Here is a 16987-nt window from a genome sequence, read left to right as displayed (position 1 = left end):
CTATGCAAACGAGTCTTTCTCGCGAGGTTTAGAGGAGTGCTGATTTCACGACCGCCGACAACCAAAATTTCTACAAAAAGATGTAGAATATATGAAATTACATGACCATAAAAGGAATGAATAAAAATGGAAATACGTGTGGAAAAGACGTCAAGCCCCAGGAAGCCTCTGACCGGTCAGGAACTGTCAAAAGTCCATTTTGGAACTGTGTTCACGGATCATATGCTTTTGATCAATTACGACAAAAGCCGCGGCTGGTATGACGCCCGGATCGTGCCCTACGGCCCGATCACGCTTGAACCGTCGGCGTGCTGCCTGCACTACGGGCAGTTGATTTTCGAAGGGCTGAAAGCGTACAAGACAAAAGACGGGCGCGTGGTGATGTTCCGTCCCGACCAAAATATGGCGCGCATGAACAACAGCTGCGACCGCATGTGCATCGCGAAAATAGATGAAAAGGAGTTCCTGTCGGCGATAAGCAAACTTGTCCGGATCGAAAGCGCCTGGATCCCATCCGACCCCGGCACGTCATTGTACATACGTCCGTTCATCTACGCAGACGAGCCGTTCCTGGGGGTGCATCCCTCCAAAACCTTCGTGTTTGCGACGATTCTTTCTCCTGTGGGGTCGTATTTCTCCGGGGGACTCGCGCCTGTCAAAATATACGTCGAAGACAAATACGTTCGCGCGGTGCGGGGCGGCACGGGGTTCGCCAAGTGCGCCGGCAATTACGCGGCGTCCATCAAATCCCAGGAGGAAGCTGAAGCGGCCGGATACTCGCAGGTTTTATGGCTTGACGGCGTCGAGCGTAAGTACATTGAGGAAGTCGGAGGAATGAACATCTTTTTTGTCATCGACGGCGAGGTCGTGACGCCTGAACTGAACGGCAGCATCCTGCCCGGCATTACCCGAAAATCCGTCATCGAATTGGTCAAAAGCTGGGGAAAGCCCGCTTCCGAGCGCAGGATATCGATTCAGGAGCTGTATGACGCATATAAAGCCGGACGCGCTCAAGAGGCTTTCGCCGCCGGAACGGCAGCGGTCATCTCTCCTATAGGCGAACTGAAATGGGGCGACGTCGTCATGCGCTTCAACGACGGAAAGATCGGCGCGACGACGCAAAAAATCTACGATGAACTGACGGGCATCCAAACCTGCGTCCTGCCGGATAAATTCGGCTGGGTTTATGAAGTGAAATAGCAGACGGCAATATAAATAAAAGTCCGGAGGCGGATATTTTGTCCGCTTCCGGATCAGGTGTGTCGGCGTTCTCCACAGCCGGCGAGCATGGACACGTTCCCTTTCTCTTCTTCGCGCCCATAATATTGAATATTTCTATGAGCCAAAAGGCGACGAAGATGAATAACGTGACTTCGCGCCAAAAAACTGACGCTTGGGAACATCTTTGCAGAAGAGAAGGACAACGACGATGAGTAACATGGTGTTCAACAAAGAATCCGAGTTCGAAGAAGCCCTCATCAAAGTGCTGTCAACCTACGGTTGGGAGGAGGTCATCAGGAACCCCACCGAGGCTGAGCTTATCCAGAACTGGGCGAACATCCTTTATGACAACAATCGCGACATCGACCGCCTGAACAACTGCCCCCTCACCAGCGGCGAGATGCAGCAGATTATCGAACAGATAAACGTACTCAAAACACCACTCAAACTGAATGGATTCATCAACGGAAAGACGGTCTCTGTCAAGCGCGACAACCCGAACGACGCAGCGCATCTCGGCAAGGAAATCAGCCTGAAAATCTACGACCGCCAGGAGATTGCCGCCGGCCAGAGCCGTTACCAGATAGCGCAGCAGCCCAAATTCCCCACGCGCGGCATCCTCAACGACCGCCGAGGCGACCTGATGCTGCTCATCAACGGTATGCCCGTCATTCACATAGAGCTGAAAAAGAGCGGTGTATCCGTTACACAGGCCGCCAACCAGATTGAGAAGTACTCCCGTGAGGGGATTTTCAGCGGCCTGTTCTCGCTGGTGCAGATATTCGTGGCGATAGAACCAGCGGAAACGCTTTACTTCGCCAACCCCGGCGAGGACGGTGTATTCAATCCGGATTTCTACTTCCATTGGGCGAACTCCAATAACGAACCCGTCAACGACTGGAAGGAAATCGCCGAGAAGCTGCTTTCAATACCAATGGCACACCAGCTCATCGGCTTTTACACCGTACCGGACGACACGGACGGCGTCCTGAAAGTCATGCGCAGCTATCAATACTATGCAGCAAGCGCAATCTCCGACCGCGTGGCCAAGACCAAATGGGGAGAAGGGAACCAGCGCGGCGGGTATGTCTGGCACACCACCGGCTCCGGAAAAACTATGACCAGCTTCAAAAGTGCGCAGCTTATCGCCAATTCAAAAGACGCGGACAAGGTTGTCTTCCTGATTGACCGCATCGAGCTTGGTACACAGTCACTCAAAGAGTACAGGGGTTTTGCCGAGGACAACGACGACGTGCAGGCCACGGAAAACACCCACGCCCTTATTGCCAGGCTGAAATCGAACGACCCCGCCGACACGCTCATCGTGACTTCCATCCAGAAGATGAGCAACATCAAGGAGGCAAGCAGCATGAATGCCGCTGACATCAGGAAGATGACCGCCAAGCGCATCGTCTTCATTGTAGACGAATGCCACCGCTCCACCTTCGGAGAGATGCTGCTTGACGTGAAGAACACCTTCTCAGATGCAATCTTCTTCGGTTTCACTGGAACGCCTGTCCACATGGAGAACAAAATCAAAGGCAGCACAACCGCAGATGTCTTTGGGAACGAACTGCACCGCTACTCCATCGCTGACGGTATCCGTGACAGGAACGTGCTTGGCTTCGATCCCTACAAAGTGTTGACTTACAAGGACAAGGACGTGCGCAGGGTCGTTGCGCTTGATGAAGCTAAGGCGGCGGACGAGGCCGAGGCCATTGCCGACCCGCAAAAGAGCCAAATCTATTACTACTGGATAAACACGGCGGATATGGCGGGAAAGATCGATGGCGCGGGCAGGTATGTCAGGGGCGTTGAGGACTTCCTGCCCAAGAACCAATACAGGCGCGACGAGCACAGGGAACAGGTGGCGGCCGATATCCTGAATAACTGGATGACCCTCTCCCATGCCGGAAAATTTCACGCGCTGTTTGCAACGAGCAGCATCCCGGAGGCGATTGCCTACTATCGACTCATCAAAGAGAAGAATCCGGCTCTGAAAATCACAGCTCTCTTTGACCCGAACATCGACAACGGCGAAGGCGCAGCGACAGCGTCCAAAGAGGCTGGACTGGTTGAAATCATCACCGACTACAACGCTCGTTACAACCAGACATTCGAACTTGGCGCCCATGCCAGGTTTAAGAAGGACATCGCTGCGCGCCTTGCCCATAAGGAACCGTACAAACGCATTGAGACAGAGCCGGAAAAGCAGCTCGACCTGCTCATCGTCGTAGACCAGATGCTCACGGGCTTCGATTCCAAATGGATTAACACGCTCTACATGGACAAGCTGCTCGAATACCAGAACATCATCCAGGCCTTCTCTCGCACAAATCGCTTATTCGGGCACGAGAAACCATTCGGCACAATCCGCTATTACCGCAAACCGCACACGATGGAGAAGAACATTGAGGAAGCCGTGAAGCTTTATTCCGGCGATAAGCCCATCGGTCTTTTCGTACAGCGTCTTCAGGAGAACCTCAAAGCTATGAATGAGCTGTACGACCTCATCCGTAAAGTGTTTGCCGACGCAGGAGCGCCGGACTTCACGAAGAATCCGGATGACAGGACGGCCTGCGGCAAGTTCGCCTCGCTGTTCCGTGACTTCAATGATGTTCTCGAAGCCGCAAAGATTCAGGGTTTCGTTTGGGACAAGCGGGAGTATGTTTTTCAGGACAAGCCAGGCGCGAGGAAAACCATTATTGTGACTGCCTTTGATGAAAACGACTACCTCGTGCTTGCGCTGCGTTACAAGGAGCTGTTTGGCGGAGGCGGCGATGGCGGCGGAGGCGAGGAAGTCCCCTATGACATAGATGGTCATCTAACCGAAATTGACACAGGCAAGATTGATGCTGATTACATGAACTCGCGCTTCGTCAGGTATCTGAAAGCCCTGCAAACAGGAGAAGAAGTTGAGCAGGTAAAGAGTAACCTGCACAAGACCTTTGCTACCCTGACCCAGGAGGAACAGAAATACGCGGGAATCTTCCTGCGTGATATTGAGCGCGGCGATGTGGTGGTAGAAGAAGGCAGGACGCTGCGCGACTACATCACAGAATATCAGGCACGGGCAAAGGCTGACCAGATTCACCGTATGGCCGTCGCGCTCGGTTTGGATGAGATGAAACTCCGCAGCTTGATGGACTTGAAGCTGACTGAGGCCAACATCAATGAATATGGACGCTTTGACACCCTGAAAGGCACAGTGGATAAGGCAAAGGCTCGTGCTTTCTTTGAGAAGCAGCAAGGCATCACGATTTCAGTGTTCAAGGTGAATAATCTGCTGGATGGGTTTCTGCGTAAGTTCCTGCTCGAAGGTGGTTTTGACATGGACGATGAGGCCGACGATAAAAAGGGTTATAATCCTGAATCTGCGGCGGAGCAGAAGCGGTAAAATAGGACGCAGGTACAAATCATCACCGCAGAAAACGGAAGGGGACAGTTCACGATGTATTCGACGCTGGAACGTTTTTTGAAGTATGTAACTTATGATACGCAGTCCGTGGACGGGGCCTCGACGGTGCCCAGCTCGCCGGGACAGCTGGTCCTGGCGAAGGCGCTGGGTGAAGAGCTGAAGGCTCTGGGACTGAAGGATGTGGAGGTGACGGAACACGCCTACGTCACGGCGACTCTGCCCTCCAACGTGGCGGACGCCGCGAAGAAAAAGAAGGTTCCGGCAGTGGGTTTCGTGGCCCACCTGGACACGGCCACCGAGGTGACGGGCAAAGACGTGAAGCCCCGGGTGGTGAAAAACTATCAGGGCGGCGACATCGTCCTCAGCGAAAAGGAGAACGTCGTTCTTTCTCCCGGGGATTTTCCGTATCTCGAAGATTATAAGGGACAGGACATCGTCGTGACGGACGGGACCACCCTGCTGGGAGCGGACAACAAGGCGGGAGTGGCGGAGATTGTCGGCGCGGTGGACTGGCTGCTGCAGCACCCGGAGATCGAACACGGGGACGTGAAGCTCGCCTTCACCCCGGACGAGGAAGTGGGGCACCTGGCGAAACTGCTGGACATCGAAAAATTCGGGGCGGACTTTGCCTACACGCTGGACGGCGGAGCGGTGGGGGAGGCCTGCTGGGAGAACTTCAACGCCGCCAACGCCACCGTGACCATAAAGGGTCGGGCGGTACATCCCGGCAAGTCCAAGGGGCTGATGCTGAACGCCGTCACCATGGGGCGGGAGTTCTGCGCCCTCTTCCCCCCCGCGGAGACCCCTGAGCATACGGAGGGCTACGAGGGATACTATCACTGCCTCAGCTTTCAGGGAACCACCGAGGCGGCGACGCTGAAGTTTCTCATCCGTGACCACGACACGCCCCGCTTCGAGGCGCGGAAGCAATTCATGGAGAAGGCCGTGAACTGGATGAAGGACAAATACGGCGGAGACCGGTTTACGCTCTCTCTGCGGGACCAGTACCGGAACATGGCCGATAAGGTGAAGGGGCACGAGCACATCGTCGAGACGGCCCTTGCGGCCATGCGTGAGCTGGGTATCGAACCCTTCATCGTCCCCATGCGGGGCGGCACCGACGGAGCGGCGCTCTCCTGGCGCGGCCTGATCACCCCGAACCTCTTCACCGGGGGGCACAACTACCACGGACGCTTCGAGTTCATCCCCGTCCCCTCTCTGGAGAAGGGCACGGAGCTGGTGCTGAAGATTCTGGAGCTGTACGTGAAAAAAGCGGCCTGATTTCGGAGGAATTGCAGAGGGGCGGGGCGGGCTCCGTCCCTCTGAGCTTTAATAAAGGAGGGGCAGAAATGGTGAACGGTGGAAGTGTTGCGGGCGAGGGCGGTTTTGCGAGTCGTTTTTCTCTGGAGGGTGAGGTCGCGCTTGTGACGGGAGGCGCCACGGGCATTGGGTTCGGCATCGCGAAGTCCATGACGGAGGCCGGTGCTAAGGTGGTCATTTCCGGCCGTCGGGAGGAACTGCTGAAAAAAGCCGTGGAGGAGCTGGGCAAATCGGCTGCTTATGTGACGGGAGACGTCACCAGCGCCGGAGAAAGCGGAAGTTTCGCGGAGCGCGTGACGAAGCAGTGGGGCCCCGTCTCCATTCTGGTGAACAACGCGGGCAACCATCACAAGCAGTTTTTCCTCGACACGGCTCTGGAAGATTTCGAGAAGGTTCTGAACACGCATCTCAAAGGGTCCTTTCTCATGACGAAGGCCTTTGCCCCCGGCATGGTGGAGCGCGGCCACGGCAGCGTCCTTTTCATCGCCTCCATGGCCACCTTCATGGGCCTGACCCAGGTTGCGGGCTACGCGGCGGCGAAAAGCGCCATAGGCGGTATGGTGCGGGTGCTCGCCGCCGAGTTCGGAGAGAAGGGGGTTCGGGTCAACGCGATTGCGCCGGGCTGGATCCATTCCGAACTGATGCATAAGGCCGTCAACGACGATCCCCCGCGGAAGGCGAAAATTCTGGGACGAACGCCCATGAACCGGTTCGGCGACCCCAGTGACATCGGAGACGCGGCGGTCTACCTCAGCAGCCCCGCGGCATCTTTTGTGACGGGCGTCATTCTGCCCGTGGATGGAGGCGCCGTCATCGGTTTCTGACCCCCGCGCCGCGAAGCGCCGCCGAAATTCTTTCGAGAATCGCAATTTGACGTTTGCAGAGCCTTTTCAAGCGGCGCTTCTTAAGGTATACTCCACTATAATAATATCCTCGCGACGTTTTGGGGCATATGATTTTCATTCTCGGGCGGTGATTGGGATTGGACAGACATCGTATTGACGAGCTTGGCATCAGTTACGTGGAAAAGCTTTCGCTCTACGAAGAATACTCTTCGCGGATCCGCAATCTGGTGCAGGATCTCGTAGAGCGGGAGGATATAGAAGTATGCAGTATCGAGGGATGGGCCAAGGCTCCCGCCGAACTGGTGAAGTCCCTGAATGCCCATTATGAGGGAGACGCCTCCTCGGGACTGGATTCCATATCGGACCTGGTGACGGTGCGGGTGCTGCTGCGCTTCCCGGAGGACGTGAGCAAGGTGGAGGAAATCGTCTGCTCGGAGTTCGAGGTGGACCTGGAGCATTCCGTTCCCTCCAGCGGGCTGGAAGATCCCTTCCGGTTCGGGTATCCCGCCGTTCTCTACACTCTGACGCTTTCCGAAAGCCGGTCCTCTCTGCGGGAGTGGCGCAAGTACAGAGGGCTTTCCTTCCGTCTGGAGCTGCGCACGGTGCTGCAGGAGGCCTGGGCGACGATCTCGCCTCGGGTGTCCATGAACGTGGACTCCATTTCGGAGAAGAAGCTGAAGCGCAGGCTGGTGCGTCTGGCGGCGCTTCTGGAGGAGGCCGACGAGGGTTTTCTGTCCCTGTGGGAAGAGGTAAAGGACGTGGCTGTTCTGGTCTCGCCCACCCCTGAACCGCGGACGGGGACCTCGGTGTCGGCGGAGCGCACCTACACGGAGGACGAGCTTTACGCCTTTTTCAACGAGGAAAGCGCCGTTTTGACCAAATGGAGCTCCATCGCGGTGAAGGCGGGATTTCCCATCTTCGTGCCGTCCCCCGGTTATCTGAAGGAGAGCTTCGAATATCTGTACAAGGTTTTCCGGGCGGCGGGAATAGATACCCTCTCCGAGGTGCGCCGGTTCCTGACGGAGCTGGACGAAGGAGACAAGGGCCTGCTGCAGCTTCGGACGATTCACGGAGCCTTCGAAAAGGAAAGCAGTTCCTGGAGGGTCGACGCGTTTTCCGCGATTTTCCTTCTGGTGCTGAACCTGAAGTGGGATGTTTTGAAGAACAGAGATCTCGTCCAGCTGGACATCAAGCGGGGTTCCGACCGCATCAGCGGAGTGGAAAGCGCCCAGCGGACGGCGGAATGACCTTTCTTTGCCTTTGGGCGGGTGAAAGAACTGAGGGGAGAGCGAGAGCTCTCCTTTTTTGTGCGCGGCGGGAATTTTGCCGTGATTTGCCGCGAGATTTGCTGCAGGATTTGGGATAAAATTTGGTATAAAATGAAAGTGTTCGAGGCTCATTCCGGGGACGGCGATTCGAGCGTTGTCGCCTTTTATTTTTTATTTCAGGGAGGGGTTACAGGTGAGAAGCGCGATACTGTGGATGACGGTTTCCTATTTTATCGGCTCCATTCCCACAGGCTACCTTGTGGTCAGGCTGGTGAAGGGACTGGATATTCGTACCGTTGGCTCCGGAAATATCGGCGCTACCAATGTAGGGCGCGTTGCCGGCAGAGAGTGGGCCATTTTCGTGACGGTCATGGACATGCTCAAGGGGGCTCTCGCCCTTCTCGTTACGGCCACTTCCGCGTCCATCGCGCCCGGGCTCCTTTCTTTGGCGGGTTTTGCCGTGGTTATGGGACATAATTTCCCGCTGTGGCTGAAATTCCACGGGGGAAAAGGCGTCGCGACCACCTACGGCGTGGTCTTTTTTCTCTGGCCTCCCCAGTCCTTCGCGGTGGCTCTCATGAGCGGCGCGATCTGGTACGCCGTCATGCGGACGACGCGATACGTCTCGCTGGCCTCCATGGCCTCTCTTCTGGCCCTGCCCGTCTTTTTCTGGATGCTGGAGGCTCCCTGGCCCTACATCGTCGTTTCGCTGATTCTTGCCTGTTTCGTCTTCTATCGCCACAGGTCGAATATCGAGCGTCTGGCCCGGGGGACGGAGAATCGGGTGGGCGCGTAAAAACGAGCCCCTCCTCCGGCGATGCCGGGAGAAGTTTTTGTGTTATACTGGGTTGCGTGTTAAATACACACACGGGGGTGTTGTGTCCTCTGAAAGGGTGTCCCGTTTCAGGCGGGATTTTCAGGGGATCTTCCGTGGAGGAAAAACCATCAGGAGGCTGAAAAAATGGCAGTTGTAAGTATGAAGCAGTTGCTGGAGTGCGGAGTTCATTTCGGTCATCAGACGCGACGATGGAACCCCAAGATGAAACCCTATATTTTTACGGAGCGCAACGGGGTTTACATCATCGATCTGCAGAAGACGGTGAGGGGTCTGGAGAAGGCCTACGACTTCATCCGTGAGGTTGCGGCCTCCGGGGGCACCGTGCTCTTTGTGGGAACCAAGCGGCAGGCGCAGGAGACCATTCACGACGAGGCTCTGCGGTGCGGGCAGCACTACATCAACCAGAGGTGGCTGGGGGGTCTCATGACCAATTTCCCCACCATACGCAGACGGGTGGTGCGTATGCTGGAGCTCCGCAAATACGACGAAAACAACACATGGGAAACTTTTTCCAAGAAAGAAGTGGCAACCCTCCGCAAGGAACAGTCCAAGCTGGAAAAATATCTGGGCGGCATCGCTAAAATGGACGGCGTGCCGGACGCTCTTTTCCTCATCGACCCCAGGCGGGAGGAGAACGCCATCGCCGAGGCCCGCAGGCTGGGGATTCCGGTGGTTTCCATCGTGGATACCAACTGCGACCCTGAGGTGATCGACTATCCCATCCCTGGAAACGACGATGCCATCCGCGCCATCAAGCTGATTGCCGGCCTCATGGCCAACGCGGTTATCGAGGGTCGTCAGGGCGAGGACGCCGTCGAGGAGCCGGAGACAAGGGAAGAAGCCCCGGCGGAAGAGGCGGCGCCTGCGGTGGACGTCAGTGAAGATGACATCATTGCCGTCAGAGAGCGCCTGCACGAGGCTTACGATCCGGAAAACACCGAAGACGCCTAGAGCGAGAACAGAGAGAGGGGAGCTTTTATAAATGGCTGAGATTAGCGCAAACGCAGTAAAAGAACTGAGAGACCGCACCGGATCGGGTATGATGGACTGCAAGGCGGCTTTGGCCGAGACGGGCGGAGACGTTGAAAAAGCGATAGATTACCTGCGAGAAAAGGGACTGGCGAAGGCGGCGAAAAAAGCCGCGAGGACGGCCAGCGACGGGCGTGTTTTTCACTACATCCACAACAATTTCAAGGTGGGGGCCCTGGTGGAGATCAACAGCGAGACGGATTTCGTGGCGAAAACCGACGAGTTCAACGAGCTGGGACATGAAATCGCCATGCACATCACTGCCGCGAATCCCCTGTATCTGAAGCCGGAGGACGTGCCGGCGGAGGATCTGGAGAGGGAAAAGGCCATCTACCGTCAGCAGCTTATCGACGAGGGCAAGCCCGCCGACCGCCTCGACAAAATCATCGAGGGTAAGGTGCGGAAATTTTACGAAACCACCTGCCTTCTGGAGCAGGCGTACATTCGGGATCCGGACAGAAAAATCAAGGATTTACTGGTTGATCTCATCGCCAAACTGGGAGAGAATATCGTCATAAAGCGATTCGCCCGCTTCATGATCGGAGAATAGCCTTATCTTGAAAACTAATCTTGAAAAATGAATTCTGAGCTTTTGAGATTATAAAAGAGCCTTATAAGCCTTATATAGGAAGATTGTGTTTTGAACTCCGGCGTGGGCGCTCTTCCGCGTCGGAGTATTTTATGAGCGAAGGACGTCGTTTCCGGGAGAGGTTGGGGGAGACCCCGAAGAGGCGGAGAGAAACAAGAGAGAAAAAATGGAAAAAAGACGCTTTCGCCCGAAATCTCGGAGGTGTTTTGCAATGCCTCGATATAAGCGGGTACTGCTCAAGCTGTCCGGTGAAGTTCTGGCCGGCGATAAACACTTCGGCCTCGATTTCGAGATGATGCGTCGCATTGGCGAGGAAATTGCGGCCGTGCACAACGCGGGAGTCGCCCTTTCCATGGTTGTGGGGGGAGGAAATATGCTGCGGGGCAGGGACATGGAAAAAACGGGCATCGACCGGGTTCAGGCGGACTACATGGGGATGCTGGCAACGGTGATCAACGCGCTGGCCCTGCAGGATGTTCTGGAGCAGCTGGGACTTCCCACCCGGGTTCAGACCGCCATCGAAATGCGGGCTGTGGCCGAACCCTACATTCGCAGACGGGCTCTGCGGCACATGGAAAAGGAGCGCGTGGTGATCTTCGCCGCCGGCACGGGATCTCCCTACTTTTCCACGGACACCACGGCCGCGCTGCGGGCGGCGGAGATGAACGTCGACTGCATGGTCAAGGGGACAAAGGTGGATGGCATTTATGACGCGGACCCCTGCGAGAACCCCTCGGCCCGTCTGCTCTCCGACATCACCTACAGGGAAGCGCTGGTCAGCAATTTCAAGGTTATGGACGCCTCGGCTTTTTCTCTCTGCATGGAAAACAAAATCCCCATTCTCGTCATGAATATACTGAAACAGGGCAACCTGGTCTCGCTGCTGGTTCGGGGAGACCGGATCGGAACCGTCGTCCACGATGAAAACGATGCAGGATGAAAACGACGCTCATGAAAATCAGGTAATTTCAGAACCAACAGCGGATTGCGTAATCGTGTGTACTGAAAAACGTGTATTAAAAAAAGACGAACAAAAATTTATGCAAAAAAAACGGGAGGGCCTGTACAATGCCGAAAACTGAGGTGAAACGCCTGCGGGAAAAGATGGACAGAGCTCTGGAGTTTTTGAAGGGCGAATATCTGGCCATACGCACGGGGCGCGCGCATCCGGGGCTGGTGAGCGACATCAAAGCCGACTACTACGGGACTCAGACGCCTCTGAAGCAGATGGCGAACATCACGATTCCGGAGAACCGCAAAATTTTAATTGCTCCATTCGACCGCAGCAGCCTGAAGGCCGTGGAAAAAGCCATTCTTGCCTCGAACCTCGGGATCACGCCCCAAAACGACGGAGAAGCCATACGGCTGACCCTGCCGGAGCTGACGAGGGAGCGCCGGGTGGAGCTGACGAAGCTGACGGCCAAAAAGGCGGAGGAGACCCGGGTCGTCATGCGCAACCACCGGCGGGATGCCGTGGAAAGTTTGAAAAAGATGGAAAAAGACTCCAAAATCACCGAGGATGAACTGAAGAAATACTCCAAAGAAGTGCAGGACATTACGGATGACTTCATCAAAAAAATAGAAGAAACCGCCAAAGTAAAGGAAAAAGAGATTATGGAAGAGTGACGCATCATACATAAGACCGAAAAACACGGCGCGCGACAAAAATTCGCTTTTTGAGATCCCGGGAGGTGATGACCGCGATGGAGGAATCCAATCTCTATAATTCTCCGGATTACGAGGTTTTTAAGCAAAAACTGAAAAAGATTATAGGCCTTGACCTGAACTCTTATAAGAATCAGATTCATCGCAGGGTTCATATGTTGATGGAACGATGGAACGTTAAAAACTACGATGAGTACTTCAGCATGATTCATGACGACAATCAGAAGCTTCGCGAGTTTTTGGACCATCTGACGATCAACGTGTCGGAATTTTTTCGTAACGATAAGCAATGGTGGAAGCTGCGAGACCAGTTGATTCCGGATCTGGTGAGAAAGCGGGGACATCGTCACCTGAAACTTTGGAGCGCGGGCTGCGCCACGGGAGAGGAGCCCTATTCTCTGGCTATTCTTGCCGCCGTTTCCGGCATCGAGGGCCCTTCGGTTCTGGCCTGCGACATCGATCAGGGCGCGCTTGCCATCGCGCAAAAGGGCGTGTACCTGAAACGCCAGCTTTTGAACGTCCCTTCCGAGTATCTCACAAAATATTTCACCACCTCCGACAGGGGGGAGACGTACCAGGTCACTCCGGACATCAGGCGACGTGTGACCTTTAAGCGGTTCAACATGATCGACGACGCCTTTGGAAGCGGTTTCGACGTCATTCTGTGCCGCAATGTGGTTATCTACTTCACCGCGGAAACCAAGGCGGCTCTGTACAAAAAGTTTTACAACGCTCTGGCGCCGGGGGGTTATTTCCTCGTGGGCTCCACCGAGCAGATTTTTGAGTACAAAAAGATCGGCTTCGACACGGCAGGTCCCTTTCTCTACACCCGCAGCTGACGAACCCCGCCGACCCGACCGACCCCACCGAAGAATGGACGAAAGACGGAAAAATCCCCCTCCCGGCTGTGAACGAGAGGGGGATTTTTATGAATCGATCACTTTCGAACGATTTCCTTGATCTTCATCAGGCGACTCAGGGTCGAACGGTCCTGTTCGTCGAGCTTCATAGTGATGTAGCGGATGGTTTCCGTCAGACTCGGGATCATGACGTACTCCAGGGCGTTGACCCGCCGCCGGGTCCGCTCGATCTCACCCGCCATGAGGCGAATGGCCTTTTCTTTGGCCGCCAGATCGAGAAGACGCAAAATCAGCTTTCCGAACTGCTCCAGCGCCACGTCCAGAAGAAGAGGGACGGAGGCAAAACCATAGTTCACCGCGGAGCCCTCCTGGCTGACGTCGTACTCCGGAACCATAACGCTCATGACGTTTTTCCATTTCACGGCAAGGCTGCACTTCGCCCCGGGAATCATCAGAGCCTGCTCCAGAATTTCCGGAGTCATTTGCGCTCTGGAAAGCACGAAGGAACCGTAACACTCCTTCAGCTCGGCCTCCACCTGCTCGCGCAGAACTTTCCCTTCGCGAGCGCGCTCCAGAAAGGCTTTGATCAGGGCGTCCTGTTTGTCTTTCAGAAGCTTATGCCCCCGTTTAGCCACCACGAGGCGTTTTTTCAGCTTCGAAAGCTCCATTCGGTTGGGGTTGACGTTGATGCGTGCCATCTCCGGCTGCCCCCTCTCAGTTCCTGGCGCCTGTGGAATCCGCCTTTGCTCCGAGCTTTTCGAGTCTTGGCTTCAGGTACTTTTCGATATACGCGTCGCGGATACGCTTCAGTTCCTTCGTCGGAATCATGGTCAGAAGCTCCCAGCCCAATTCCAGCGTTTCCTCGACCGTGCGATTCTCGTACTCACCCTGTCGGATATAACGGTCCTCGAAAATGTCCGAGAACTTCGCAAAAGCCTTGTCTTCCTCGGACAGAGCGCCTTCGCCGAGGATGACCGCCAGTTCCTTGGCCTCCTTGCCCCTGGCGTAAGCGGCAAAGAGCTGGTTCATCAGGTCCGCGTGGTCCTCCCGGGTTTTCTCCTTGCCGATACCCTTGTCCTTCAGACGGGAAAGGGAGGGCAGCACGTCCACCGGCGGGTAGATGCCTCTGCGGTGCAGGGCGCGGCTCAGAATGATCTGACCCTCCGTGATGTAACCGGTGAGGTCGGGGATGGGGTGGGTTTTGTCGTCTTCCGGCATGGTCAGAATGGGAATCTGGGTGATCGAACCCTTCTTCCCCTTGAGGCGTCCGGCCCGCTCGTACATCGTCGCAAGGTCGGTGTAGAGGTAGCCGGGATAACCGCGGCGTCCGGGGACCTCCTTGCGGGCGGCCGAAATTTCGCGCAGGGCCTCGCAGTAGTTCGTGAGGTCCGTGAGGATGACCACCACGTGCATATCGCATTCAAAGGCCAGATACTCCGCCGCGGTCAGGGCGATGCGGGGCGTGGTGATACGCTCGATCGCCGGGTCGTCCGCCAGGTTGACGTAGAGCACGGTTCGCTGCAGGGCGCCCGTTTTGCGGAAATCCTCCATGAAGAAGGAGGCCTCTTCAAACGTGATTCCCATTGCCGCGAAGACCACCGCGAAGTTCTCGTGCCCGCTGATGACGGTGGCCTGACGGGCGATCTGAGCGGCCATCCGGTTGTGGGGAAGTCCACTGGCCGAGAAGATCGGCAGCTTTTGTCCGCGAACCATCGGGTTCAGTCCGTCGATGGTGGAAATACCGGTCTGAATGAACTCGGAGGGGAAGTCCCGGGAGAAGGGGTTCATCGGCATTCCGTTGATGTCGAGGCGCTGCTCCGGAATCAGCTCGGCGCCGCCGTCGATGGGCTCGCCGCGCCCGTTGAAAACGCGCCCCAGCATGGTCCGCGCCACGGGCAGCGTCAGAACTCTGCCCAGGAAGTGAACTTTCGTATTGGAGATGTCGATGCCGCTGGTTCCCTCGAAAACCTGAACCAGCGCCCGGTTGGATTCGATTTCGAGCACGCGCCCCCGGCGTTTTTCGCCGTTGAGAAGCTCGATCTCCACCAGCTCGTCAAACCGCACGTCCGTCGTGTTTTCGACCATCATCAGAGGTCCGGAAAGGCCGGAAACGGTTCTGTATTCCTTAGGCAACATTTGCTTCACCACCTGCCGGGACAAGCCCGTTGATCTGTTCCTTCATTGTATCTCCCAGAGTGTCGATTTTGTCGATCTCCTTTTCCTCCAGATAGCGCATCCTGGCGATTTGCTCCCGGACGGGAAGATTGAAGAGCTCGTTCATGGGAGCGCCCTTTTTGAGGGCATCCATACCCAGATGGTGGAATCGGACGATGGTTCGAAGCATCCGGAACTGTTTATCCATCGAAGCGTAGGTATCCACCTCGTGGAAGGCGTTCTGGTGCAGGAAGTCCTCGCGGAGGGATTTCGCCGTCTCCAGAACCATCCGCTCCTCTTTCGAAAGGGCGTCGATACCCACCAGACGCACCACCTCACGAAGCTGGTCTTCTTCCTCCAGAAGGCTCATGGCCTCGATGCGCAGAGGACTCCACTCGTTGTCGAAGCGGTCGTTCCAATACTCGTCCAGAGTCGCGGTGTAGAGGGAGTAGCTGGAAAGCCAGTTGATGGCGGGGAAGTGGCGCTGGTAGGCCAGGTTCGCGTCCAGCCCCCAGAAGACCTTCGTCACGCGGAGGGTGTTCTGGGTTACGGGCTCGGAAAGGTCTCCGCCGGGAGGGGAAACCGCCCCGATGACGCTGATGGAGCCCTCCCGTCCGTCTTTGCCCTTGACGATGCAGCGTCCGGCCCGCTCGTAGAAGGAGGCCAGACGGGTTCCCAGATAAGCGGGGTATCCCTCTTCGCCCGGCATTTCCTCCAGTCGTCCGGACATTTCGCGCAGAGCCTCCGCCCACCGGCTGGTGGAGTCGGCCATGAGGGCCACGGAATAGCCCATGTCACGGTAATACTCGGCCAGGGTGATGGCGGTGTAAACGGAAGCCTCCCGGGCGGCCACGGGCATGTTGGAGGTGTTGGCGATCAGGGTGGTTCGCTTCATCAGAGGCTGCCCGGACTGGGGGTCTTCCAGCTCCGGAAACTCCAGAAGCACGTCGGTCATTTCGTTTCCGCGCTCGCCGCAGCCCACGTAGACCACGATCTGGGCCTGGGCCCATTTGGCGAACTGGTGCTGAATGACCGTCTTCCCCGAGCCGAAGGGGCCGGGCACGCAGGCCGTCCCTCCCAGCGCGATGGGGAAGAAGGCGTCCACGATGCGCTGTCCCGTGGACATGGGAACGTTGGGAGGAAGGCGCTTCGCCACGGGACGAGGACGACGCACCGGCCACCGCTGGAGCATCTTCACGCCCACAGAGACGCCGTCCCTGTCGAGAATGGCGATGTCCTCTTCAACGGTGTGCTCGCCGCCCCGGATTTCCCGGACGGTTCCCCTCACTCCAACGGGAACCAGGATGCGGTGTTCCACGACCACGGTCTCCTGCACGATGCCGAGAACGTCGCCTTCTTCCACCACATCTCCCACTTTGACCCGAGGTTCAAATTTCCACTTCTTCGTGCGGTTAATGGCCGGAACGCTGATGCCTCTGGAGATGAAATGGCTTTTCGCGGCCTTTTCGATGAGCTCCAGGGGACGCTGAATCCCGTCGTAAAACTGCTCGATGATGCCGGGGCCGAGTTCGACGGAAAGGGGTTCGCCGAGACCGACAACCGGCTCTCCCGGCTTGAGTCCCGATGTTTCCTCGTAGGCCTGGATGGAAGCCAGGTCTCCTTTCAGCTCGACGATCTCGCCCACCAGCCCGATTTCTCCGATCTGTACCACGTCGTACATACTTGCGCCGGACATCCCCTTGGCCACGACCAGGGGGCCGGATATTCGTTCGATAACTCCTTTGATCATTTTTTCGTTGGGCACGTTTATCGCCTCCGC

The 16987-nt window shown here is 56.4% G+C and carries 14 protein-coding genes; 11 read left to right on the top strand and 3 right to left on the bottom strand.

The genetic code is table 11. From position 1 onward, the window contains the following. The first annotated feature begins 126 nt into the window (after positions 1-126). From LBR61_03800 to LBR61_03750, 11 genes are all read left to right on the top strand, one after another. Positions 127-1200 (top strand): branched-chain amino acid aminotransferase, encoded by a 1074-nt coding sequence (locus LBR61_03800; GenBank protein ID MDR1731197.1) that lies wholly within the window; start codon positions 127-129, stop codon positions 1198-1200. 229 nt (positions 1201-1429) lie between these two features. After that, on the top strand, positions 1430-4618 hold the full coding sequence (locus tag LBR61_03795; GenBank protein ID MDR1731196.1) for an HsdR family type I site-specific deoxyribonuclease: 3189 nt from the start codon (positions 1430-1432) through the stop codon (positions 4616-4618). Positions 4619-4672: 54 nt separating this feature from the next. Continuing rightward, positions 4673-5920, top strand: coding sequence for a peptidase T (gene pepT, locus LBR61_03790; GenBank protein ID MDR1731195.1), 1248 nt, complete (start codon positions 4673-4675; stop codon positions 5918-5920). 68 nt (positions 5921-5988) lie between these two features. Continuing rightward, positions 5989-6783 (top strand): glucose 1-dehydrogenase, encoded by a 795-nt coding sequence (locus LBR61_03785; GenBank protein ID MDR1731194.1) that lies wholly within the window; start codon positions 5989-5991, stop codon positions 6781-6783. Between the two features lie 158 nt (positions 6784-6941). After that, positions 6942-8051 (top strand): RelA/SpoT domain-containing protein, encoded by a 1110-nt coding sequence (locus LBR61_03780; GenBank protein ID MDR1731193.1) that lies wholly within the window; start codon positions 6942-6944, stop codon positions 8049-8051. Between the two features lie 214 nt (positions 8052-8265). After that, positions 8266-8868, top strand: coding sequence for a glycerol-3-phosphate 1-O-acyltransferase PlsY (gene plsY, locus LBR61_03775; protein MDR1731192.1), 603 nt, complete (start codon positions 8266-8268; stop codon positions 8866-8868). A gap of 165 nt (positions 8869-9033) precedes the next feature. Next, positions 9034-9861 carry a 30S ribosomal protein S2 gene (rpsB, locus tag LBR61_03770; protein MDR1731191.1) on the top strand — a complete coding sequence of 276 codons (828 nt, stop codon included), beginning with the start codon at positions 9034-9036 and terminating at the stop codon, positions 9859-9861. A 31-nt stretch (positions 9862-9892) separates the two neighbouring features. Next, entirely contained in the window at positions 9893-10489 is a 597-nt protein-coding gene (gene tsf / locus LBR61_03765; protein ID MDR1731190.1) for a translation elongation factor Ts, read from the top strand. Between the two features lie 250 nt (positions 10490-10739). Next, a complete protein-coding gene (gene pyrH / locus LBR61_03760) occupies positions 10740-11468 on the top strand; it encodes a UMP kinase (GenBank protein ID MDR1731189.1) in 729 nt (242 codons plus the stop codon). Between the two features lie 128 nt (positions 11469-11596). Next, positions 11597-12154, top strand: coding sequence for a ribosome recycling factor (gene frr, locus LBR61_03755; protein ID MDR1731188.1), 558 nt, complete (start codon positions 11597-11599; stop codon positions 12152-12154). Between the two features lie 77 nt (positions 12155-12231). Beyond that, positions 12232-13032 carry a protein-glutamate O-methyltransferase CheR gene (locus LBR61_03750; protein ID MDR1731187.1) on the top strand — a complete coding sequence of 267 codons (801 nt, stop codon included), beginning with the start codon at positions 12232-12234 and terminating at the stop codon, positions 13030-13032. A 98-nt stretch (positions 13033-13130) separates the two neighbouring features. On the opposite strand, the gene LBR61_03745 is transcribed toward LBR61_03750, so the two are convergent. The 3 genes from LBR61_03745 to LBR61_03735 are packed head-to-tail and all read right to left on the bottom strand — an operon-like array spanning position 13131 to position 16972. Continuing rightward, on the bottom strand, positions 13131-13751 hold the full coding sequence (locus LBR61_03745; GenBank protein ID MDR1731186.1) for a V-type ATP synthase subunit D: 621 nt from the start codon (positions 13749-13751) through the stop codon (positions 13131-13133). A 16-nt stretch (positions 13752-13767) separates the two neighbouring features. After that, positions 13768-15189 carry a V-type ATP synthase subunit B gene (locus LBR61_03740; protein ID MDR1731185.1) on the bottom strand — a complete coding sequence of 474 codons (1422 nt, stop codon included), beginning with the start codon at positions 15187-15189 and terminating at the stop codon, positions 13768-13770. Further along, positions 15179-16972: a V-type ATP synthase subunit A gene (locus LBR61_03735; GenBank protein ID MDR1731184.1), complete on the bottom strand. Its 1794-nt coding sequence runs from the start codon at positions 16970-16972 to the stop codon at positions 15179-15181. The genes LBR61_03740 and LBR61_03735 overlap by 11 nt, the downstream gene beginning before the upstream one ends. Positions 16973-16987: the final 15 nt, after the last annotated feature.

Source organism: Synergistaceae bacterium, from assembly GCA_031272035.1.
Taxonomy (GTDB): Bacteria; Synergistota; Synergistia; order Synergistales; family Aminobacteriaceae; genus JAISSA01.
Note: the sequence above shows the minus strand (reverse complement) of the source record. Positions and strands in the feature narration are given on the sequence as shown.